This window comes from Methylophaga sp. UBA2689 (assembly GCA_002354555.1).
GTDB lineage: Bacteria > Pseudomonadota > Gammaproteobacteria > Nitrosococcales > Methylophagaceae > Methylophaga.
Map to the genome: position 1 here is coordinate 24,022 of DELT01000077.1, position 23,795 is coordinate 47,816.

Annotated in this window: 20 protein-coding genes; 18 read left to right on the forward strand and 2 right to left on the reverse strand. The window is 45.2% G+C overall.

All coding sequences use genetic code 11. The features are described from left to right. Positions 1-55: 55 nt before the first annotated feature. A complete protein-coding gene (locus B3M51_RS09270) occupies positions 56-1,351 on the reverse strand; it encodes a mechanosensitive ion channel family protein (RefSeq protein ID WP_292481027.1) in 1,296 nt (431 codons plus the stop codon). A 365-nt stretch (positions 1,352-1,716) separates the two neighbouring features. On the opposite strand from B3M51_RS09270, the gene B3M51_RS09275 reads away from it, so the two are divergent. From B3M51_RS09275 to B3M51_RS09315, 9 genes are all read left to right on the forward strand, one after another. Beyond that, on the forward strand, positions 1,717-3,207 hold the full coding sequence (locus B3M51_RS09275) for a SulP family inorganic anion transporter (RefSeq protein ID WP_292758501.1): 1,491 nt from the start codon (positions 1,717-1,719) through the stop codon (positions 3,205-3,207). Positions 3,208-3,227: 20 nt separating this feature from the next. Next, on the forward strand, positions 3,228-4,088 hold the full coding sequence (locus B3M51_RS09280; RefSeq protein WP_292758503.1) for a universal stress protein: 861 nt from the start codon (positions 3,228-3,230) through the stop codon (positions 4,086-4,088). Continuing rightward, positions 4,088-4,453, forward strand: a complete 366-nt coding sequence (locus B3M51_RS09285; RefSeq protein WP_292758505.1) for a TraR/DksA family transcriptional regulator — start codon at positions 4,088-4,090, stop codon at positions 4,451-4,453. The genes B3M51_RS09280 and B3M51_RS09285 overlap by 1 nt, the downstream gene beginning before the upstream one ends. Before the next feature lie 78 nt (positions 4,454-4,531). Beyond that, entirely contained in the window at positions 4,532-6,589 is a 2,058-nt protein-coding gene (locus B3M51_RS09290; protein ID WP_292758508.1) for a sensor domain-containing diguanylate cyclase, read from the forward strand. Between the two features lie 76 nt (positions 6,590-6,665). Further along, entirely contained in the window at positions 6,666-8,252 is a 1,587-nt protein-coding gene (locus B3M51_RS09295; RefSeq protein ID WP_292758511.1) for a peptide chain release factor 3, read from the forward strand. 82 nt (positions 8,253-8,334) lie between these two features. After that, the gene (locus tag B3M51_RS09300; RefSeq protein ID WP_292481015.1) at positions 8,335-8,847 is read left to right on the forward strand and encodes a sigma-70 family RNA polymerase sigma factor; all 513 of its coding nucleotides are present in this window, start codon (positions 8,335-8,337) and stop codon (positions 8,845-8,847) included. Positions 8,848-8,850: 3 nt separating this feature from the next. After that, positions 8,851-9,831, forward strand: a complete 981-nt coding sequence (locus tag B3M51_RS09305; RefSeq protein ID WP_292758514.1) for a FecR domain-containing protein — start codon at positions 8,851-8,853, stop codon at positions 9,829-9,831. Positions 9,832-9,909: 78 nt separating this feature from the next. Beyond that, a complete protein-coding gene (locus tag B3M51_RS09310; RefSeq protein ID WP_292758517.1) occupies positions 9,910-12,384 on the forward strand; it encodes a TonB-dependent siderophore receptor in 2,475 nt (824 codons plus the stop codon). Positions 12,385-12,510: 126 nt separating this feature from the next. Further along, complete coding sequence (locus B3M51_RS09315; RefSeq protein WP_292481009.1) at positions 12,511-12,960, forward strand: CBS domain-containing protein; 450 nt, start codon at positions 12,511-12,513, stop codon at positions 12,958-12,960. 57 nt (positions 12,961-13,017) lie between these two features. Here the strand turns inward: B3M51_RS09315 and B3M51_RS09320 are convergent, their stop codons facing one another. After that, the gene (locus B3M51_RS09320; protein ID WP_292481007.1) at positions 13,018-13,305 is read right to left on the reverse strand and encodes a DUF3579 domain-containing protein; all 288 of its coding nucleotides are present in this window, start codon (positions 13,303-13,305) and stop codon (positions 13,018-13,020) included. Between the two features lie 158 nt (positions 13,306-13,463). Between B3M51_RS09320 and ileS the strand changes: the two genes are divergently transcribed. The 9 genes from ileS to B3M51_RS09365 all read left to right on the forward strand — a co-directional run bounded on the left by ileS (position 13,464) and on the right by B3M51_RS09365 (position 23,300). Continuing rightward, positions 13,464-16,265, forward strand: coding sequence for an isoleucine--tRNA ligase (gene ileS, locus B3M51_RS09325; protein WP_292758522.1), 2,802 nt, complete (start codon positions 13,464-13,466; stop codon positions 16,263-16,265). Between the two features lie 10 nt (positions 16,266-16,275). Continuing rightward, the gene (lspA, locus tag B3M51_RS09330; RefSeq protein ID WP_292758524.1) at positions 16,276-16,743 is read left to right on the forward strand and encodes a signal peptidase II; all 468 of its coding nucleotides are present in this window, start codon (positions 16,276-16,278) and stop codon (positions 16,741-16,743) included. Continuing rightward, positions 16,740-17,837 (forward strand): histidinol-phosphate transaminase, encoded by a 1,098-nt coding sequence (gene hisC / locus B3M51_RS09335; RefSeq protein ID WP_292758527.1) that lies wholly within the window; start codon positions 16,740-16,742, stop codon positions 17,835-17,837. Before lspA ends, hisC begins: the two co-directional genes overlap by 4 nt. Next, positions 17,834-18,721: a prephenate dehydrogenase gene (locus tag B3M51_RS09340; RefSeq protein WP_292480998.1), complete on the forward strand. Its 888-nt coding sequence runs from the start codon at positions 17,834-17,836 to the stop codon at positions 18,719-18,721. The genes hisC and B3M51_RS09340 overlap by 4 nt, the downstream gene beginning before the upstream one ends. Before the next feature lie 19 nt (positions 18,722-18,740). Continuing rightward, positions 18,741-20,060 (forward strand): 3-phosphoshikimate 1-carboxyvinyltransferase, encoded by a 1,320-nt coding sequence (gene aroA, locus B3M51_RS09345; protein ID WP_292758530.1) that lies wholly within the window; start codon positions 18,741-18,743, stop codon positions 20,058-20,060. Further along, the gene (gene cmk, locus B3M51_RS09350) at positions 20,053-20,715 is read left to right on the forward strand and encodes a (d)CMP kinase (RefSeq protein ID WP_292480996.1); all 663 of its coding nucleotides are present in this window, start codon (positions 20,053-20,055) and stop codon (positions 20,713-20,715) included. The genes aroA and cmk overlap by 8 nt, the downstream gene beginning before the upstream one ends. 110 nt (positions 20,716-20,825) lie before the next feature. Beyond that, positions 20,826-22,499 (forward strand): 30S ribosomal protein S1, encoded by a 1,674-nt coding sequence (rpsA, locus tag B3M51_RS09355; protein WP_292480995.1) that lies wholly within the window; start codon positions 20,826-20,828, stop codon positions 22,497-22,499. A 112-nt stretch (positions 22,500-22,611) separates the two neighbouring features. Then, the gene (locus B3M51_RS09360) at positions 22,612-22,902 is read left to right on the forward strand and encodes an integration host factor subunit beta (protein WP_069296502.1); all 291 of its coding nucleotides are present in this window, start codon (positions 22,612-22,614) and stop codon (positions 22,900-22,902) included. 5 nt (positions 22,903-22,907) lie between these two features. Continuing rightward, the gene (locus tag B3M51_RS09365) at positions 22,908-23,300 is read left to right on the forward strand and encodes an Mth938-like domain-containing protein (RefSeq protein ID WP_292758534.1); all 393 of its coding nucleotides are present in this window, start codon (positions 22,908-22,910) and stop codon (positions 23,298-23,300) included. Positions 23,301-23,795: the final 495 nt, after the last annotated feature.

Sequence of the window (23,795 nt, forward strand, 5' to 3'; positions counted from 1 at the left end):
TTTTTCAGCTCACAACAGAGGCGTAGATGAAAGATAAACAAGCCCTAGGAATGTTTTAATCCTGTGTTTTCGGCGTGTCCCCCAAAGCCGGACTGACGGAAGGATCCTGCTGAGGCAATGGCTGCGGTCTAAGCTCACGCATATCAAAACCATTAGGTTGCTGAAACACCCGTAATCCAAATTCCGGCATAATCGCCAGCAGATGGTCAAAAATATCTGACGCAATGCCTTCGTATTCAATCCAGTTGGTGGTATTGGTAAAACAGTAAATCTCTAATGGCAGACCATTGGCTGTTGGCTCAAGTTGCCGGGACATCAAAGTATAGTTCTGATGAATGCTGGGATGATTCTTCAGATAATTGGCGACATAAGCACGGAAACTGCCAATATTGGTAATTCTTCGCGTGTTAACCGGTTCTTTGCCCCATTCTGCTAACTGCTGATTCCATTTATCAATATCTTTCTGTTTCTGCTTTAAATAGTCATTCATCAGGCTGAAACGATGTAGTTTTTTGCATTCATCATCTGAAAGAAAATGAATACTTTGCTGATCAATCAAAAGACTGCGTTTAATCCTGCGACCACCGGCTTCCTGCATGCCGCGCCAGTTTTTAAACGGATCGGTCAGAAAACGTTTGGTGGGGATGACACTGATGGTTTTATCCCAGTTCTGCACTTTAACGGTATGCAGCGCGATATCAATAACATCACCATCAGCATTGAGCGGCGCCATTTCAATCCAGTCACCGACCCGGATCAAATCATTTGAACTGATTTGCACACTGGCGACCAATGACAGCAATGTGTCCTGAAAAATCAACAGCAATACGGCGGCCATTGCACCCAAACCGGACAACAGTATTAAGGGTGAACGGTCAATCAGGGAGGCAATCATCAGAATTGCCGCAATCGCATAAATAGCGATTTTGATTACCTGGATATAACCCTTAATCGGTTTCAAGTGCGCATCAGGACGTTTGTTATACGCCTCATTTACGATGGTCAGTAAACTGCCAATACCAAGTGCAATGGTTAATACAATAAATGCCGTAGTGACATTCTGTACCACTGCCACAGCGACTGGCGAAATATTGGGGATGATAACGATTCCGGCGGACAAGATAAGCGCCGGTACTATATTCGCCATGCGCCGGATAAAAGATGAATCCGCTAAAGATGAATAACGGCCTAACTGACTGTTTCTAAGGATGCGATAGACGCCGCGAACCAGAATACGTTTGACCAGCCAATTTGCGATCCATGAGACCAGGATCAATAAGCACAGGCCAATTAGCGTGTAGAGATGGGGGTAGTTCTCCAGCCATTCAGTTATAAGATTGTAGCTTTCCACTTTGTGCTCCGCAGCGTTGCATCAGGGGGCAGATTGTAGCATTCAAACGGCTGATAAATCTGGGCCATAATGTGGTGTTTAAGTCGGCAATGTTTCCGTAAAGTTTTGAAGGCCATGCAAATTACTGTATATTGGCGCGTTTTCCAAACAAGCCCTATTATCAACGTGAAGCTTAATCCACCCTAGAGTATTACTTCCCCCGGGACCTTTCTGGTCCTTGATGTTTAACACATCGTCCCCGCCAACAATGCGGTTGTGCCTGACATAACCACAGTTAAATGAATGCAGTCGACATCAAAATGTCACGCAGCTTGGCAATAATTTTTTATCTGAAAAAAATCTTTTGAACACAGGAACCTGAATTAATGTTGCAAAACCTTAGACGAGATTGGTTTTCCAATGTCCGTGCCGATTTGATAGCCGGTATTGTTGTTGCTTTGGCGCTTATACCTGAAGCCATCGCCTTTTCTATTATTGCTGGTGTTGATCCCAAAGTGGGCTTGTATGCTTCCTTTTGTATTGCAGTCATTATTTCCATCGTGGGTGGACGCCCTGGAATGATATCTGCTGCAACCGCGGCAATGGCAGTACTAATGGTGACATTGGTTAAAGAGCATGGTTTGGAATACCTGTTGGCAGCCACTTTGCTTACCGGGGTTATCCAGATAGTGATGGGCTATTTAAAACTGGGAAATTTAATGCGCTTTGTTTCACGCTCAGTGGTGACAGGCTTTGTTAACGCGCTCGCTATTTTGATTTTTATGGCGCAATTGCCTGAACTGACAAACGTGACCTGGCATGTTTATGCCATGACAGTTGCGGGCCTGGGCATTATCTATCTCTTTCCCTATATTCCTACAATTGGTCGGTTATTACCTTCTCCATTAGTAACTATTATCGTGCTTACCATCGTTGCAGTTGTGTTTAACATTGATATCCGCACGGTTGGTGATATGGGCGATTTACCAGATACGCTGCCTATTTTCCTATGGCCGGATGTACCGTTAACTTTTGAAACGCTGACCATTATTTTTCCTTATGCCATGGCGTTAGCTGTAGTTGGTTTGTTGGAATCAATGATGACGGCCACCATTGTTGATGATTTAACCGATACCACCAGTGATAAAAACCGTGAATGTAAAGGTCAGGGTGTTGCAAATATTGGTTCAGGGCTTTTAGGCGGTATGGCGGGTTGTGCGATGATTGGTCAGTCAATTATCAATATCAAGTCAGGTGGACGAGGACGATTGTCAACAATGACCGCTGGTCTGTTTTTATTGTTTATGGTTTTGGTACTGGACGATCTGCTGGTTCAGATTCCAATGGCTGCTTTGGTGGCAGTTATGATCATGGTTTCCATTGGTACATTTTCCTGGGCATCAATACGGGATCTCAAAAAGCATCCAATCTCGACCAACATTGTGATGGTGGTTACTGTGGCCGTTGTCGTGTTTACTCATAATTTGGCTTTGGGTGTGTTTGTTGGGGTATTGTTGGCAGCCTTGTTCTTTGCCAATAAAGTTGCCCACTTTATGGTGGTCAAAAGCGATCTCAGTGATCAGGATACCAAGCGTCGCTATGAAATCAGAGGGCAGATATTCTTTGCATCATCGGATAAATTTGCTGCGTCATTTGATTTTAAAGAAGCTCTGGATACAGTCGAGATTGATTTGACCCATGCCCACTTTTGGGATATCACCTCGGTCTCTGCCCTGGATAAGGTAGTGCTCAAATTCCGTCGTGAAGGTACTGAAGTGGAACTGGTTGGTATGAATGCAGCCACCGCGACGATTGTCGACAGATTTGGTGTGCACGATAAGCCGGAAGAAGTCGAAAAAATACTCGCCGGTCACTAATAAATAGAGGATTGAGAGAGATGACAAAAGTAATAGCCTGTATTGATGGTTCAATAACTTCACCTGCAGTCTGTAAAGCTTCGGCCTGGGTCAGTTCTAAGTTACAAGCACCATTGGATTTATTACATGTGTTAGATAAGACCGAGTATCCCAAACCAGAAAACAGTAAAAACCTGTCTGGCAATATTGGTTTAGGCAGTCGGGAACATTTGCTGGAAGAATTGGTGGAGCTTGATGAGAAGCGTGGTCGGCTGGCTTTGGAGCATGGTAAAAACATTTTGCAGGATGCCAGAGCATTAGCTCAGCAACATGAAGCCGTTGAAGTAACTACGCATCAACGACATGGCGGGTTAATGGAAACCTTGTCTGATTTGCAAGATGATACCCGAGTGCTGGTGTTAGGCCGTCAGGGCCAGGCGCATGAAAATGAAACGCATAGTCTGGGCAGCCATCTGGAAAATGTTATCCGTGCATTGAATAAACCTATTCTGATTACCTTGCCAGAATTCAATGTCCCGCAACGCTTTATGATTGCTTATGATGGCAGTGCAACGGCTACCAAAGCATTGGAAAAAGTCGCTGAAAGTGACTTGCTAAAGGGGATGCCAGCCCACATTGTTATGGTGGCTGAAGAAGATAATAACCATCAAGCTCAGATAAATTCTGCTGTACAACGCCTGACAGAGGCTGGTTTTGATGTCACTGCAGCATTAATTCAAGGCGCAGTAGAACCTGCTTTGCATCAGTATCAACGTGATAATGATATTGAGTTACTGGTCATGGGCGCTTATGGTCATTCGCGTATTCGCCAGTTCCTGGTTGGCAGTAATACTGCCAAGATGGTCAGAATGAGTGATATCCCAATCCTGTTGCTTCGTTAATGGAAGTACTTTTCATTAATCCAATGAATATTGTGCAGTTGGAAAATTATCGACAAAGACTTTTTTTGCTCAAACAGGAAGTCGTAAAGTCCCTCACTGAAGAATCACCTGGCGTGGTTGAACTGGATCAGTCCCGTATGGGACGTTTGTCGCGCATGGATGCGTTGCAGGATAAACAGATTGCAATTGAAGTCCAGCACAGGCTCAAACGAAAACTGCAAGCTATAGAAGGCGCTTTAAACCGCATAAATAACGATGATTTTGGTTTTTGTTATCTTTGTGATGAAGCCATATCAGAGGCTAGATTGAGCTTTGATCCTACTGTTACTCGATGTCTGCAATGCGCTGATAAAATCTCCGATTAATATTCTGATTTTTAACTGTTTTCGGCCTACAATTCCTTTAACAGTAGAAGGCTTCAATCTTTAGTTGGAGAATATCCTGTGGAGAGCACTTTTGAAGATCAATATCATCCGGCGATTATGATTGAAGGTATTCAGCCCTTCGGTTGTTTAATCCGGTTTGATGCCTATTTACAGAAAGTTTTCCAGGTCAGCGCCAATTTGCAGAAAGTTCTGGGTGTTTCAATTGATGAGGCCCTGGTGTCCTCAGCAGGGGAGATTCTGGGCAGTAAATTACAATACCGCTTGCAACAGGCACTCGCTAAAAACTTGCGTTTATCAGCGGCATTAACTATCAATCGTCAGGTAAACGGTTCATATCAGCGGTTTCATGTCATGGCTTACCGCTACGAGAATTCCATTGTTGTTGAATTTGAACCGCTTTCCCGCTCAGGTGAACAGCGCTTAATGCCAATCGTTAATGAATGGCTTAGTCGGTTGGCAAAGGTTCAGCAAATTGGCCAGTTGCAACAAATGCTTGTGCAAAGTGTACAGGCCGTGACGGGCTATGATCGAGTGTTGTTATGCCAGTTTGACTCGCAATGGCAACGTACAGCTATTGCGGAAGAGTGTCGAGATTCGGCCAGAAGTTTATTGAATTACCGGTTTCCTGCCAGTGATATTCCAGCCATAGTAAGAGACAGGTATGCGATAAATCCAATCCGCCACATACCAGATGTCCAGGCCAGGGTAGTACCACTGGTGCCAGCTTCAGATTCCCTCAATTTGCCAACACTTGATTTAACGGCCGGTGTGCTCAGGGCATTATCCCCATTTCATTACCAGTATCTTTGCGAAATAAATATAGCAGCTTCATTATCCATCGCGATAACCAATGAACAAGAGCTATGGGGCGTACTGATCTGTCATCATTTTTCAGCAAGTGAAATATCGGCAGCAGAACGCGATGCTGCTTTTAATCTGGTGCAAATGGCGTCTCAGCGACTATTCTTATTGCAGGCCCGACAACAGGCATATTTTCTGGAGCAGGTATTAAATAGTCGCGAATTGCTCTCAGCTGAACGTGACAAAGTTGTCCAGCCCACAACATTACTGGATAAATATGCCAAGAACTGGATGAAGCTGTTTAATTGCAGCGGTATTGCTTTGTTATACCAGGAGCAAGTGCGATGTGCCGGGGAAACCCTGGATAACTTTGAGCTGGACCTTGTCGGTAAATGGCTTACAGAAAATATCGGCTATAAGGCCTGCTGGGCGTGTGACCATCTGTCAAAAAGCCCCTTGAATAACCTGGTTAACCTACGAAAACTGGCCGGTCTACTGGCCGTGCCTTTACCAATTGAACACAACCAATCTGGATGGCTTTTGTTGTTTCGTAACGCTGAGAAAATGCAATGCAGTTGGGTGGGGAAAAAACAGATAATAGAAGCTGAGACATCGAATCCACTGCAGCGTGTTGAAGAGCGTGGCCATGAAATCTGGGTCGAAACCATTGAGAGTGAAGCTCAACGCTGGTCAGCAAATGAACAGCATGCAGCTCAGGATCTGGCTGAAGACTTGGCAGTAGCCATTACGTTGCATCAAATCAACCGACTCAACAAAGAATTACAACGTGCTAATAAACAGCTTAAAGAGATTGCTCATACGGATACTTTGACCCGAATCTGGAATCGCTATCGAATGGAATTGGCCATCGATGCCGAATTGGCTGCAGCCGATCGATATGGACACCCATGCTCGGTATTATTGTTTGATGTAGACCGCTTTAAATCGGTCAATGATACCCATGGTCATGATATGGGCGATCAGGTTTTAACCCGGCTTGCAGAGGAAGTGCAATCAAAACTGCGGACCAGTGACCATTTAGGCCGCTGGGGTGGTGAAGAATTTATTGTACTGGCATCGCATAATACGCTGGATGAAGCCTTGGCGCTGGCAGAACGTTTGCGCCACCATGTTGAAATGGTTGAATTCGAAACCGTTGGAAAAATTACTATCAGCATCGGTGTCGCCCAAGCAATAACGGGCGCTGAAAGTCGAAGACGCTTGTTAGAAAGAGCGGATCAGGCAATGTATCGTGCCAAGCAATCTGGGCGTAATCGTGTTGAAGCCGCAAGCGCCGAATTGTCTGGGTCTTGATTTTCATCCAAAATACGCGGTTTATTGCGCATGCTGCCAAGTCTGCTTGGCCTATCTAATTTTAAACTGAGTCAATATGTCCGAAAGCCTGTTACAGAAACAAGTCTCAAAACGACGCACCTTTGCCATTATCTCGCATCCAGATGCCGGTAAAACCACCCTGACTGAAAAACTGTTGTTATTTGGTGGTGCTATTCAGATGGCTGGTAGCGTGAAATCACGCAAAACCGATAAACATGCCACCTCTGACTGGATGGAAATGGAAAAGGAGCGGGGTATCTCTGTAACCTCTTCAGTAATGCAGTTTCCCTATAAAGACCGCATCGTTAATCTATTGGATACACCAGGCCATGCTGATTTTTCTGAGGATACCTATCGCACACTGACAGCAGTGGATTCCGCATTGATGGTTATCGACAGTGCCAAAGGTGTAGAAGAACGTACCATTAAGTTAATGGAAGTCTGTCGACTTCGGGATACGCCAATCCTGACCTTTATCAACAAACTGGATCGGGAAGGCAGAGATCCTTTGGATTTGCTTAGCGAAGTTGAAAATATTCTGAATATCCGCTGTGCACCCATTACCTGGCCAATTGGTATGGGAAAAGGCTTTAAGGGGATTTTTCATCTTTATAATGACAATATTCGTTTGTTCGAAGCCCATGGCAAAGATGCCGACGCAGGTGAAGTGATTCAAGGTTTGGATAACCCACGTTTGGATGAACTCTTCGGCTCGATGGCTGAGGAGTTACGGGAAGAAATTGAACTGGTTCGCGGTGCCAGCGACCAATTTAATCTGGATGACTTTTTGTCTGGACAAATGACGCCGGTGTTTTTCGGTTCAGCAATGAATAACTTTGGTGTAACCGAGTTGATGGATGCTTATGTTGAATATGCACCGGCTCCTCAACCCCGTGAAACCAAAACCCGTGACGTAGCAGCCGATGAAGATATCTTCAGCGGCTTTGTATTTAAGATCCAGGCCAATATGGATCCTAAACACCGTGATCGCATTGCCTTTATGCGTGTCTGCAGTGGTCATTACACCAAAGGCATGAAACTACGTCAGACCCGCATTGGCAAAGATGTAACTATCGCCAATGCAGTGACTTTTATGGCTGCTGAGCGGGAGCAGGCCGAAGAAGCCTGGCCGGGTGATATTCTCGGGTTACATAATCATGGCACCATTCAGATTGGCGATACCTTTACCCAGGGTGAAGATCTGCAATTCACCGGCATTCCTTACTTTGCCCCAGAGTTATTCCGCCGCGTTCGTTTAAAAGATCCATTAAAAAACAAAGCGTTATTGAAAGGTTTGCAGCAACTCAGTGAAGAAGGTGCCACACAGTTGTTCCGGCCATTGGATAACAATGACCTGATTCTTGGTGCCGTTGGTGTGTTGCAGTTTGACGTTGTGGTACATCGTTTGAAAGGCGAGTATGGCGTTGAATGCGCATATGAACCGGTTCAGGTGCATACCGCCCGCTGGGTATATTGTGACGATGTGAAAAAGCTGGAGGAATTTAAGCGTAAAGCGTCGATGAATCTGGCTCTGGACGGCGCGGACAACCTGACCTATATCGCCCCGACACGGGTCAATCTGGATCTGACAATGGAACGCTGGCCAGAAATTGAATTCCGTTCAACCCGCGAACATCTTTGATTTAGTCGGCACGACAGTTTGCCTATGTAATGCTGTCATTATATGATAATGATTCTCATTACTTTATACGGTCAAATGTTTCATGTCGGCTTCAGAGATAATCGATCAGCACTATATTGGCGAATTATATAAAGATCATCACTCCTGGCTGCTGAGTTGGCTACGCAGAAAACTGGACTCTCCTGAATTTGCGGCGGATATTTCTCATGATGTGTTTGTTAAATTATTGACCCGCGAAGAAAACAAACAGATCCATGAGCCGCGAGCCTTTTTGACAACTATCGCTCGCCGCAGTCTTGCCAATCATTGGCGTCACCAGCAAATTGAACAGGCTTATCTAGACGCTTTGCGAGCATATCCACAACCATTGCATCCTTCAGAAGAGGAGCGGGCTGTGATTATCGAAACGATAGTAGAGATAAATGCGCGCTTGGATGGATTGCCTGCCGTAGTCAAACGAGCTTTTTTGTATTCACAGCTTGATGGTATGCGTTACCAGCAGATTGCCGATAAGCTTAATATTTCCATTTCTACCGTTAAGCGTTATCTGATTCAGGCTGCCGCACAGTGTTATTTCGCTATTAATCTTCAATAAACAATGTCGGCTCCACAGAAGATTGACAAAGATATTGCTGTAAAAGCGGTGGAATGGTATTTCTCGCTCAAAGAAAGCCCACAGGATATCGAGCTCCAACGAAGCTGGAAAGCATGGATCGATAGTGATCAAACGCATCATCAAGCTTGGTTAAAAATCGAACAATTCAATAAGGAATTGGGCTCATTGGCTAACCCAATTTCCAAAACGCTTACCCATAAAAGTGTGACGCTTGAGAATAAAAATCGTCGCCAACTGCTTCGATCCATTCTCGCCGTCGCTTTTGTCGGTGCTGGTGGTGGGATCGCTATACAACGTCATCAGATATTTCCAGTTCTGGCGGCTGACTACCGCACTGGTAAGGGCGAAACCAGTCAATTTACGCTCACCGACGGTACACGTATTGAACTCAATGCGGAAAGTGCTATTAACGTCAATTTTTCCATAAATGAACGAAGCATTTATTTGTTAACCGGCGATGTATTGATAGAAACCGCTAAGGATGAGGTTACCAGGCCGTTGGTCGTTTATGCTTCATGGGCGCGTTTTCAACCGTTAGGTACCCGATTTTATATTCGCAGCCGTAAGCAAGACGGACTATTGGCTGTCTATGAGGGAGCCGTCAATTTATGGCAAACAGATCAGTTGAGCTTTTCACCGTTACGCATAGAGTCAGGACAGAAGCTGGTATTTGACCAGAATGGATTAAGTGAATTGATGGCTGCGGACAGTAATGATCTGGCCTGGCAGCAAAATATACTGGTTGTTGATGCGATACTCCTGAGTGATTTTATAAAAGAGCTTGGTTATCACCACCATGGCTGGATTCATTGTGATAATTCGGTGAGGCATATGCGGGTTTCGGGTAGCTATCCGCTGGATGATATTTATCGTGTCCTCAGAGCGTTAACTACTTCACTGCCGATTGAACTGGTTTATCGAACCCGCTACTGGATAACATTGAAGGCAAAATCAAAAAATTAATTTTTTGTGGTCCGTTTTTATTTCTCACGTGACAGTACATATAGAGAACTGAATTGTTACTGGAGAACGAGAAATAAAATGTTAAAAAATACCCTTCGAACACCGACGCTATTGAGCGCCGTTACCCTCGCTATACTGTTTAGTGGTGGCTTATTGTTCACCACAACCAATACAGTACAAGCGGCTGAGATGTCGACTAAAGGCATTCGTGATCACGTTAAGTTTGATATCAGTGCAGATTCACTGTCTTCTGTATTAAATCAATTTGGCCGTCAGGCTGATATTTTATTGACCTACTCACCAGAACTGACTCAGGGACTGCAAAGCCAAGGACTCCGCGGAGAATATTCGGTAGAAGCAGGTTTAACACAATTATTAAAAAACACCTCACTTACTGTTCAAAAACAAGCTGATAACAGTTTCTTGATCACTGATACAGTTTCGACGAGTGCCTTATTGCCAGTGGTTACTGTTACGGGACAGCAGACAGTCATTTCACCTTATGCGCCATTAGCGGGATATGCAGCTGTCAGAAGCACCTCAGCCACCAAAGGCAGTGCCGATTTATTGGATACACCCCAATCTGTTTCTGTTATTACCCAGCAGCAATTGCAGCTTCGTGGAGCATTAAATGTTCAGGAAGCATTACGTTACACACCAAGCTTGAGTGTTCCTTACGGCTATGACACACGTTATGACTGGTTCAGTCTGCGTGGCTTTGATGCTAAATCACAAGTTTATCGAGATGGTTTATTGCAGCCCACCAGTCTTTACGGTTTGCCGCGTGCGGATAATTACACACTGGAACGGATCGAAGTGCTACGCGGCCCTAGTTCAGTACTTTATGGACAGGCGCAGCCGGGTGGGCTAGTGAATCTGGTCAGCAAACGACCAACCGAAGAAACACGTCGTGAACTGCGAGTGACGGCGGGATCGGATGATTATGCTGAATTAAGTGGTGATTTCAGCGGCGCGATCGATGAAGACGGCCAATTTTTATATCGCCTGATAGTTTTAGGGAATGAGGCCAATACAGAAGTCGATCAAAATGAAACCAGGCGTAAATTGATCGCACCATCAATCACCTGGAATATAAGTGATGACACACAACTTACGCTGTTGGCATTGCAACAAAAAGACGATCAGATCTATAGCTTTAATCAACATCTTTCGCCCTATATTCTTGAAGCCTTCAACGCTATGGGCACAACTTACGATATTGATAACGGCTTTTTTATTGGTGATGATGATTTCAACAAATTCGAGCGTGATTATCAATCAGTGGGTTACGAATTTTCTCATGTCATCAATGATAGCTGGACGTTTCGCCAAAACCTTCGCTATGACAAGGTGGATCTCAACTATCGCTATCTGTCACTACGCGGTGGTAATCCCCTTACCGCTGACTTACAGCGCAACGCAGCAATAGAGAATGAAAAACTGGATGCGCTTGCCATTGATAATCGACTTGAAACGGTTTTTGACACAGGTGCTCTGGCTCATCAAATGACAATGGGTTTGGATTGGCGCTACAGCAATGCCGATGAACAGCGCTACAGGAGTACTGCCCCGTCTATTAACTACCTGAATCCTGACTATGATCAGGCGATTGCCTATCCTGCATTACTAAGAGATCGAGAGGTTTACAGTCGTCAGACCGGGGCATATCTTCAGGACCAGATTGCTTTGAACAAATGGCGTCTAATGTTGGGGGGACGTTATGACTGGGTGAAAACGGATATTGATGTCAATTTTGACAGGGAAAATTCCGCTTCTGATGTTAGCCAGTCCGAAAAACAGTTTTCCGGTCGATTAGGTCTTGTCTACAAATTTGATAATGGTATTGCCCCCTATATCAGTTATAGCGAGGCATTTAATGTTGTCAGCGATACCGATGTTAACGCTAATTTATTCGATCCTGAACTCTCTGATCAATATGAGATTGGGGTTAAATTTCAACCGGAAGGCAGCGACAGCTTTATCAGTTTGGCTTTGTTTGAACTGACCAAAGAGAATTATGTGTTAAGTGAGTTTAACTCTGCAGGTGTAGCCACTCGACGCCAGGTCGGTGAAGTCAAATCCAAAGGGATGGAAATTGAAGCGGCAATGGCCTTATCAGATAGCTTCAGATTATCGGCAGCCTATAGCTATATTGATGCCCGTATCACCAAATCACCTAACACCTGGGAAGAAGATAGCCGAACGCCAATGCAACCTGACGAGACAGCCAGTATCTGGCTGGACTATACCCAGCAAACCGGAATGTTTAAAAATCTGGGATTAGGTTTGGGGCTGCGTTATGTGGGACAAAGCAGCTACTCGACGTTAAATAGCAACACGATTGCCTTTGTAACCGGTGAGACCGTCGCAGAGCTGGATAGTGAAAGTTATACCGTTATGGATGCCAGCCTGCGTTATCAGATTCAAAATGTTGGACTGGCATTACACGTCACAAATTTATTCGATAAAGAATACGATACCTCATGTACTGAACAACTTTGTTATTTCGGTGAAGGGCGCCGTGTAATGCTAACGGGCAGTTACAACTGGTAATTGTTAGAAGAGGCTACATAGCTTCGGCTTGTAGCCTCTGATTTAAATTGAAACTTTATTGACAGTCTTGCCAATTGGCGCCACTCTCAAGCAGAATGAATTTTCCATTCGTTGCCGGAGAGAGAGATGAAAGTCAGACTCATTACCAAAAACAAAGGTAAGCCGGTTATCGGCCTGACACCAACCGATTCGCTGGACAAAGCCGTTCATTTGATGATGGAACATCGGATTGGTTCATTAGTGGTGACGGATAACGGTGAGTTAGTAGGAATTCTGTCAGAGCGCGATTTGCTCAGTGTGTTGCATAAGAAACATGCCATGTGGGAACCCAAAACTGCCGCAGATGCGATGACACCCAACCCTTATACCTGTGATCCGGATAATACGCTTGAAGAAGTAATGAATATGATGGTTGAGCATAATATCCGCCATCTACCGGTAGTTTACAAAGGCCACCTTGAAGGCATGTTATCCATAACTGATATTGTGGAAGAGCTGCTGAAAAAAGCGAAGTTTGAAAATAAACTGTTGAAAAATTACATCCAGAACTGGCCGGACGCCGAGCACGAAGATTAGGGTCTATTTATCTCTCATCTCCATCTCTGTTATGCCTAAAATGCGCCAATCTTCACCCTATGATTCGGGTAGCTTCGCCATTCTTTCAACTTGCAGCTGGTTATCGTCAGCAAATTCGATAAGAAATTCGAACAACATGACATCTTCCTCTTCAAGCTGCGCATCAATTACCACACATTTTATTCCTTCCAATGAGGCGAGTTTTACCCTTGGGTGAAAGATAATTCTTCTGCCAGGACCATAACTGGCCACCGCTCCACACAGTCGTTCTGCCCAGTCACTGGGGCGAAATTTACCGCCGTCTTTGGTGATGCCTTTAATGATCACTTTTTCCGTTGCAGTCATTGAATGTGGTGCTCTTAAATTAACAAAGGGGACAATGATTGGGCATTTTACTGTGTATCATCAGGCAATGGCCAAACAAACTCTTTTCAGTGATTTAGGTCAGCGCGAAAAACCCGTATAATCGAGCGCTTTATTATTTGACGACAACGAGACGTTTTGTGGCCGACTACAAACAGACTTTAAATCTTCCTGCGACTGACTTTCCAATGAAAGCCGGCTTGCCCAATCGTGAGCCAGCAATGTTAAAGCGTTGGCAGGAGCAAGACCTTTATAAGCAGTTGCGGCAAAAAAATCATAATAAACCCAAATTCATTCTGCATGATGGACCTCCATATGCCAATGGTGAAATCCATATCGGCCATGCCGTCAATAAAATCCTCAAGGATATTATTCTTAAGTCCAAAACCCTTAGTGGATTTAACACTCCTTATGTTCCCGGTTGGGATTGCCATGGTCTGCCGATTGAATTAAATGTCGAGAAAAAAGTTGGTAAGCCTGGCGTAAAAGTCAGTCCGGCAGAGTTTCGTCAGGCCTGTCGTGACTATGCGGCCAAACAGGTTGATGGGCAACGTGAAGATTTCAAACGTCTGGGTGTACTGGCTGATTGGGATAATCCATATCTGACTATGGATTTTCAGTTTGAGGCTGACATTATTCGCACACTGGGCGAAATCATTGAAAACGGTCATTTACACAAAGGTGTAAAACCGGTGCATTGGTGCGTGGATTGCGGCTCTGCATTAGCTGAAGCCGAAGTTGAATATGAGGATAAAACGTCACCGGCCATTGATGTCCGTTTTCCTTTGGTTGATGTCGCTGCATTTGATAAAGCCTGTCCAAACAATGGCTCTGGCACTGTCAGTATTGCCATCTGGACCACCACTCCTTGGACACTGCCTGCCAATCAGGCCGTATGTTTACATCCTGAGTTAGATTATGTTGTGGTGCAATGTGATAACGAGCGTTTGGTGCTGGCTGAAGCGCTCTATGAAAAAGCACTGGAACGATATCAATTAACCGGTGAAGTGATTGCCCGCTGTAAAGGCGCAATGCTGGAAGGTTTACAGTTGCAACATCCGTTTTATGATCGCAAGGTGCCGGTTATTCTGGGTGATCATGTCACCACTGATGCCGGTACCGGCGCGGTGCATACGGCGCCTGGACATGGTCAGGATGACTATATCGTTGGTTTGAAATATAAACTGGAAGTGGATAACCCGGTTGGTGGTAATGGTGTGTTTTTGCCTGATACTCCGGTGTTTGCCGGTGAGTCGGTGTTTAAGGCAAATCCACAGGTTATTGAATTATTAAAAGAAAAATCAGCTTTGCTGTGCCATATTGATATCCGTCACAGCTATCCACATTGCTGGCGGCATAAAACGCCGATTATCTTTCGTGCTACACCTCAATGGTTTGTCAGTATGAATCAGAATGGTCTGCGTGATCAGGCCATGCAGGCGATTGCTACAACAAAATGGATGCCGGACTGGGGCCAGAAACGAATTGAAAATATGGTGTCAGGTCGTCCGGATTGGTGTATCTCTCGCCAGCGGACCTGGGGTGTACCGATTCCGTTATTTGTTCATCAGCAGAGTGGGGAATTGCATCCTGATTCACAGACTTTAATCGAAAAAGTCGCCTTGGCTGTTGAACAACAGGGGATCGATGCCTGGTTTGATATGGATGCCAGCGATCTGATTGGTGCAGATGCAGAAAATTATTTTAAAGTCACCGATACGCTGGATGTCTGGTTTGATTCCGGTGTGTCGCATGCCTGCGTATTAACCCGTCGTGATGATTTACAACGTCCTGCAGATTTGTATCTTGAAGGCAGTGATCAACACCGTGGCTGGTTCCAGTCATCATTACTGACCTCAGTTGCCACTACCGGTAAAGCACCTTACAAAGCGGTGCTGACTCACGGGTTTACCGTGGATGCCGAAGGCAAGAAAATGTCCAAATCCAAGGGCAATACGGTATCACCGCAAAAAGTGGTCAATAATCTGGGTGCCGATATTATCCGTCTCTGGGTAGCGGCTACTGATTACAGTGCAGAAATGACGGTATCGGATGAAATCTTGAAACGCACAGCGGACTCATATCGCCGTATCCGTAATACTGCACGATATTTATTATCGAACCTGAATGATTTTGATCCTGCCTCCAATCTGGTCGCAACTGAGAAATTATTACCACTGGATCGCTGGGTACTGGATCGTGCCTATCATCTGCAGCTGGAAATCCTGGCAGCCTATGAAAGCTATCAGTTCCATCTGATTTATCAGAAAGTGCATAACTTCTGTGCCAATGAGCTGGGCAGTGCCTATCTGGATATCACCAAAGATCGGCAGTACACAATGCCAGCTGACAGCCTTGGACGTCGTTCATCACAAACAGCGATGTACCATATCCTCGAAGCGTTAAGCCGCTGGATTGCGCCGATTCTGAGTTTCACTGCTGATGAGCTTTGGGAGTTTATTCCGGGCCAGCGTAATGCGTCGGTATTATTGAATGACTGGTATCAATCTCTGGAACCCTTATCGCAAGACAGTGCTTTGTCGGTGGCTGATTGGCAACAGTTGTTTTCTGTTCGTGAAGCTGTGGCAAAAGAATTGGAAAACAAACGTAATCAGGGTGAAGTTAAAGGCGGTTTAACTGCTGACGTTAATCTCTATGCAGAAGATAAATTGCTGGAAGTATTAAATAAAGTTGGCGATGAGTTGAAGTTCGTATTGATTACTTCATCGGCCAAGCGTTTTGCAATGACAGATAAACCGGGAACGGCTATTAATACCAGTTTGACGGGCCTGGCGATCGATATTCAAGCTTCTGAAAATACCCGCTGCGAACGTTGCTGGCACCAGACTGATGATGTGGGCAGTCACGCCGATCACCCTGAATTATGTGGTCGCTGTGTTGAAAACGTAGATGGCGATGGCGAAACCCGCCATTTTGCCTGAGGCTAATATTATGATGAAGTGGTTATGGATTAGCGCCCTGGTTATCGTGCTGGATCAGCTGACCAAAGTTGTCATGGCAAACTGGCTGGAGCTTTATCAAACTGTCGCCGTGATGCCTTATTTCAATTTCACTTTGGCACATAACAGTGGCGCGGCATTCAGTTTTCTGGCGGGTGCTGGTGGCTGGCAACGCTGGTTCTTTATTGGTTTGGCGGTCTCAGTTTCAATAGTGTTAATCATTTGGCTGTCTCGTTTGAAAGCGCAGGCAAAAGTCGAAGCGATAGCGATTGCATTGATTATCGGCGGCGCCATCGGCAATGTTATTGATCGATTTATCCATGGTTATGTTATTGATTTTATCGATCTATATGCTGGAAGTTATCATTGGCCAGCCTTTAATATAGCCGATGCGGCAATCTGTATCGGCGCCGTATTATTGATAGTGGATAGTTTCAGAAAACCAGCGGAGCAAAAATGAATCTGTGTGATTTAGCGGTAGAAAGCATTGCCGGTTTGCAGCCTTATGTACCGGGAAAACCAATTGAGGAATTGCAACGTCAATATGGCGTAAGAGATGTCATCAAACTGGCTTCAAATGAGAGTCCGATTGGTCCATCACAAGCTGCACAAGCTGCAATTGCGTTGGCAACTCGCGATTTAACCCGTTATCCGGATGGTAATGGCTATGAATTAAAACTGGCTTTATCAGAAAAGTTTCAGGTTGATGCCAACCAGATTACTCTGGGGAATGGTTCTAATGATGTGCTGGAGCTGATCGCTCGCTGTTTTGCTTCACCAGCTGATGAAGTCATATTCTCGCAGCATGCGTTTGCAGTGTATCCATTGGTAACGCAGGCAATAGGTGCCACCTTGGTGGAAGTGCCAGCCAAACAGTATGGACATGATTTAACTGCCATGCAGCAGGCCGTTACAGAAAAAACCAAGCTGATTTTTATTGCCAATCCTAACAATCCCACCGGAACGCATATTCCGGCAACTGAAGTTCACAGCTTTCTGCAGTCCGTAGCGGATAACGTGATAGTCGTATTGGATGAAGCCTATGTTGAATACGGCGATGAAGACGTAAACAGCATTGATTGGCTCAGACAATTTCCTAATTTAATTATTTGCCGTACCTTTTCCAAGGCCTATGGTCTGGCGGGTTTGCGGGTTGGTTTTGCTCTATCAAGTCCGGAGATTGCTGATTTATTAAATCGTCTGCGCCAGCCGTTTAATGTCAATCATCTGGCAATGAGTGCTGCGATTGCCGCGTTGGGCGATGAGGATTATCTGCAACGCGCCAAGCAGGTTAATAACGAGGGAATGCAGCAATACATTGATGGCTTTGATGCAATGGGATTGAATTACATTCCTTCAAAAGCCAATTTTATCTGTGTTGATTTAAACACCGATGCTGCTGATATTTATGAAAAGCTGTTGCAACAAGGCGTTATTGTCAGACCGGTTGCAGGGTATGGTCTGCCAAATCATTTACGTATCAGCATCGGTCTGGAACATGAAAACCAGCGTTGTCTTGAAGCATTGGCAAACAGTTTTTCAGAGGCCAAATGATTAAGCATCTGGCTATCATCGGCGTTGGGCTGATTGGCGGTTCACTGGCTTTGGCATTAAAAAAAGCCGGATTGGTTGAACAGGTGACAGGTTACTCTCGCTCCCAGGCTGCGCGTGAAGAGGCTTTGGCATTAGGCATTATTGATAAAACAGCAGAGTCACTGGCGGAGGCCGTTGCAGATGCCGATATGGTATTTGTGGCAGTGCCAATGGGGGCGATGCAGGCAGTATTTGAACAACTGGCGCCGCATCTTAAACCGCAGACGATTGTGACTGATGGCGGCAGTGCCAAACAACAGGTTATTGATGCAGCTCGACAGGCTTTGGGGAATAAGTTTGATTACTTCGTGCCAGGCCATCCGATAGCCGGTACCGAAAAAAGTGGTCCATCAGCTGCGTTTGCTGAACTTTATCAACAACATCGGGTAGTCTTAACGCCAGTGGCTGAAACCAATAAATCAGCTCTGGAAAAAGTGCGCCAAATGTGGCAGCAGGCTGGTGCAGATGTATTTGAAATGGAGGTTGAGCATCATGATGTGGTGCTGGCTGCCACCAGTCATTTACCGCATGTATTGGCATTTAATCTGGTAGGAATGTTAGCCCAGCGTGAAGATTGCGATGAAGTATTGCGATATGCCGCTGGAGGCTTTCGAGATTTTTCCCGGATTGCGTCAAGTGATGCAGTGATGTGGCGCGATATCTGCCTCGGTAACCGCGGTGCGATTCTGGAATTATTACAACAATATCGCAGTGGCCTGGATAAGATTGAACAGGCTATTCGGCAAGATGATGGCGATTATCTTATCGATATATTCGGGCGAGCAAAAAAGGCCAGAGATACCCGTTTTGCCGATCCGGATTTGAAAGATAACAGCGAAGTGTAAAGTGGGAGTGAACAGTAGCGTGAACGGGCAGCAGGATCGTAAATTTATAGTACAGGCTGGTGGTCAGTTAACAGGTAGCTTTCGGGTGCCCGGAGATAAATCCATTTCACATCGTTCTATTATGCTGGGTTCATTGGCAGAAGGTGTGACTGAAATCAGCGGTTTTCTGGAAGGTGAAGATGCACTGGCGACATTGGCAGCTTTTCGTGCCATGGGCGTCAAAATTGATGGTCCGACCGATGGCAAAGTCACCGTGCATGGTGTTGGTATGCATGGACTGAAAGCTCCGGAAAATGATGTATATGTCGGTAACTCTGGTACCTCTATTCGTTTATTGAGTGGTTTACTGGCAGGTCAACGTTTTGATGTGACGATGAGTGGTGATAAATCATTATCAGGTCGTCCCATGCGTCGGGTAACCGATCCCTTAGCCCAAATGGGGGCAAGTATTGACAGTGCTGACGGCAAACCGCCTCTGACTATTCATGGTGGTCATAAACTAAAGGCTATTGAATATGACTTGCCAATGGCCAGTGCTCAGGTCAAATCCTGTCTGTTGCTGGCAGGGATGTATGCCGAGGGAACCACTAGCGTGAAGGAACCTGCCCCGACTCGCGATCATACTGAACGCATGTTGCAAGGCATGGGATACCCAGTCGAGGTTCAGGGTAACCGCATCAGTATTCAGGGGGGCGGAAAATTAACCGCTACCAGCATTGATGTGCCCGGCGATATTTCCTCGGCCACGTTCTTTATGGTGGGGGCTGCGATTGCACCGGGTTCAGATATTACTCTGCAACATGTAGGTATTAACCCAACGCGGATTGGTGTTATCAATATTTTGAAGCAAATGGGCGCGGATATAAGCTTGAGCAACGAAGCAGTGACCGGCGGAGAACCGGTTGCCGATATTCGGGTTCGCTATGCGCCATTGACCGGCATTGACATTCCACAGGATCAGGTGCCATTGGCGATTGATGAATTTCCGGCAATATTTATTGCCGCTGCTTGCGCAGAAGGCCGCACAGTATTGACGGGAGCTGAAGAATTACGCGTTAAAGAGAGTGATCGGATTCAGGTCATGGCTGATGGATTACAGGCACTCGGCATTGACGCTCAGCCTACGTCTGATGGCATGATTATCGAAGGTGGAATTATTGGCAGTGGTGAAGTGGATGGACATGGTGATCATCGTATTGCGATGTCATTTGCCATGGCGGCATTACAGGCTGGCGGCGCAATACAGATTAATGACTGTGCCAATGTTGCCACCTCATTTCCGAATTTTGTCGAATTAGCGACTGACTGTGGTTTGCAGATTGATGCCTTCGATGTCTGATATACCTGTATTAACAATTGATGGACCCAGCGGCTCCGGAAAGGGCACTTTGGCCCAGCAGATGGCAGAAAAGCTGGGCTGGCACTATCTGGATAGTGGTGCCATTTACCGTGTCCTGGCTCAGGCAGCCTTAAAGCATCAAATTGATTTAACCGATGAAACCGCGCTGGCATCCATAGCGGGTCAGCTGGATGTGCAATTTGTGTTAAAGGATGGTCAGCTGCAGGTTGTTCTGGAAGATGAAGATGTTTCGTTACTGATTCGTTCTGAACAGGCGGGCAATGCTGCGTCGAAAGTTGCCGCATTTCCAGCCGTTCGCTCAGCTTTATTACAAAGACAGCGTGATTTTTGCCAACCGCCAGGGTTAGTCACAGATGGCCGCGATATGGGCACCGTGGTGTTTCCAGATGCGCCATACAAAGTCTTTCTTACAGCCAGTGCCGAGGTTCGGGCAGAGAGACGATATAAGCAGTTGAAAGAGAAAGGAATTGATAGTAACCTTTCCGATCTCGTAGCCGAAATATCAGAACGTGATGAACGGGATATGCAACGTGAAGTAGCGCCACTACGGCCTGCCGATGATGCCGTTATTCTGGATTCAACACAACTCGGTATCGAAGCTGTTTTAGAAAAAGTCAGTGCGTTAATCGGCTGATTTATTAGGGTACTTGTCTGGGTGGTCCAGGCAGGTTTTTTTGTTAATTTCCTGCAATCGCAGGACTAACGGGCGATTCTGTTATCTGAACAGGATCAAGGATATTTATAATGAGCGAAAGCTTTGCTGATCTCTTTGAAGAGAGTCTAAACGCAACCCCAATGCAACCAGGCAAAATTGTTACCGGTACGGTAGTCAATGTTGGCCCTGATGTTGTTATGGTTAACGCAGGTCTGAAATCTGAAGGCGCTATCCCAGTTGCCGAATTCATGAACGAAAAAGGTGAAATCACCGTTTCTGTTGGTGATTTGGTCGATGTTTCTCTGGAAACACTGGAAGATGGATTTGGTGCAACACAATTATCACGTGAAAAAGCCAAAGCCGCTGAAGCATGGATTAGATTGGAACATGCATTTGAAGCCAATGAAACCGTTATCGGTATTATTTCCGGTAAGGTTAAAGGTGGTTTCACTGTAGATCTGGAAAACATCCGAGCGTTCCTGCCGGGTTCACTTGTTGATGTACGTCCTATCCGTGATACTTCACACCTCGAAGGCAAAGAGCTTGAGTTCAAACTGATTAAGCTGGATCGCCCACGTAATAATATCGTTGTTTCACGCCGTGCCATTATGGAAGCTGAGAACAGCGTTGAACGCGAAGCCCTTCTGGAAACATTGGAAGAAGGCAAAGTGGTTAAAGGTATCGTTAAGAACCTGACCGATTACGGCGCGTTTGTTGACCTGGGTGGTATTGATGGTCTGTTGCATATCACTGATATGGCATGGAAACGTGTTAAACATCCTTCAGAAGTTGTCGCTATCGGTGACGAAATCGATGTACAGGTTCTGAAATTTGATAAAGAACGTGAACGTGTATCGCTTGGCCTGAAACAGTTGGGCGACGATCCATGGAAAGATATCGCACGTCGTTATCCAAACAGCACTCGCATCCAGGGTAAAGTCACTAACATTGCCGACTACGGTTGTTTTGTTGAAATCGAAGATGGCGTTGAAGGTTTAGTTCACATGTCTGAAATGGACTGGACCAACAAAAACGTTCACCCTTCTAAACTGGTTACTTTGGGTGATGAAGTTGAAGTTATGGTTCTGGATATTGACGCTGAACGTCGTCGTATCTCACTGGGTATCAAACAGTGCCAGACGAACCCTTGGGAAGAGTTCTCAATGACTCATAACAAAGGTGATAAAGTCAGCGGCGCTATCAAATCAATCACTGATTTCGGTATCTTCATTGGCCTGGATGGCGGCATTGACGGCCTGATTCACTTGTCAGATATCTCTTGGGAAGAAGAAAACGAAGAATTAATTCGTGACTTCAAAAAAGGCGATGAAGTAGAAGCGGTTGTATTGGCGATTGACCCTGAACGTGAACGCATTTCACTGGGTATCAAACAATTGCAGGACGATCCATTCTCAGCTTATCTGTCTGAACACCCACGTGGCACTGTTGTGAACGGTAAAGTCATTGCAGTTGATGCTAAAGGTGCAACGATTGAATTGGCTGAAGGTGTAGAAGGTTACGTTCGCGTAGCTGATATCGCACGTGAGCGTATCGAAGATGCCAGCAAAGTGCTGAATATCGGTGATGACGTTGAAGCTAAATTTACAGGAATGTCTCGCAAGGATCGCACGCTGACTCTGTCAATCAAAGCTAAGGATGATCAGGAAGAATCTGAAGCAGTGAAAGAGTACAGTAATGTTAGTTCCGGCAATACCACTTTAGGTGATTTGCTGAAAGAACAAATGAATCAGAAAGATAGCTAATCTGATCATTGGGTGAGCATCCGGTCAGACCGGATGCTCATTTTTTTGTTATACAGCTGCCTTTTTATTTAAGGCATAACCCAAAAGTCTACTGCCGGGAATCTAGGAAATTATGACCAAGTCTGATTTGATAGAAATACTATCCGAAAAACAATCTCTATTGAATTACCGAGACGTTGAACTAGCGGTGAAGTTAATTCTTGAACAGATGAGCGATTGTCTGTCACGTGGCGATCGTATTGAGATCAGAGGGTTTGGCAGTTTCACCTTGCATCATCGTCCACCAAGAGTAGGACGTAATCCAAAAAGCGGTGAATCCGTTAAACTTGATGAAAAATATGTACCACACTTTAAACCCGGAAAAGAATTACGCGATCGCGTTAATAATGCCGCTGGTTTTTAACAAAAATGAAAATTAGTCAGGAAGCCGTTACTGACGCTCTTGTAATTAAAAGTTATGGCGACGGCTTTCTACTGATTCAAGCACCAAATAAAACTCCACAACAAATAACGCATGACTGCGTTTTATCCCCTGAAGGTGTATATGATGCACTGGACCTCCAAACTCTCGCTGAACAGTCTAGCGATTCTCAAATTGAAACAATAAAATCCTTCAATGCTGACGTTGTCATTATGGTGACTAACGAAGGTATTACTCCCACTATATTACAAATTACTGGCAACTTGGCACGGTATGGGATCTCATTGGAAACCATGTCACTTGGCGCTGCTTGCCGCACCTATAACTTGCTATTGAATGAAGGCAGAAAGCCAATAGTATTGATTTACTTTTACAATTAATGCGGATGACAACTAATACACCGCAATTGAATAGGTAAATAACCATATTAACCATATGGATTAAATCATTGTTTTTACGCTACTTATTAGCGTCTGCTGAAATAGCTTTTTTGCTAATACTTGACCCCGTCAGATGAAGTCAGGAAAATTCTCCTATTTGGATAACTTCAAGCCAGTGGAGTAGAAGCAAAACCAGCAAAATTGATCTGGATCACGGATTTGAAATCATCAACATAGTTGTTTTGCGGTAAAATTCATTAGTTGGAACGTTAGACAGAATGAAATGAAATGGGGTTCTGTTTCCTTAATAAAGAAACAGTGAAAGAGTTTTCATGAAAGAGAAGGTGTGATCGCTATGCAGGCGAAACAACAGTACAACTTTGAAGTGGTCAAATGGTTCGCCTATATGGCGTGTGTCTATTTGGTTGCCGGAACGGGTATGGGTGTATTTATTGCATCGCAGTTAGCCTGGCCAGATTTGAATTTTGATAATCC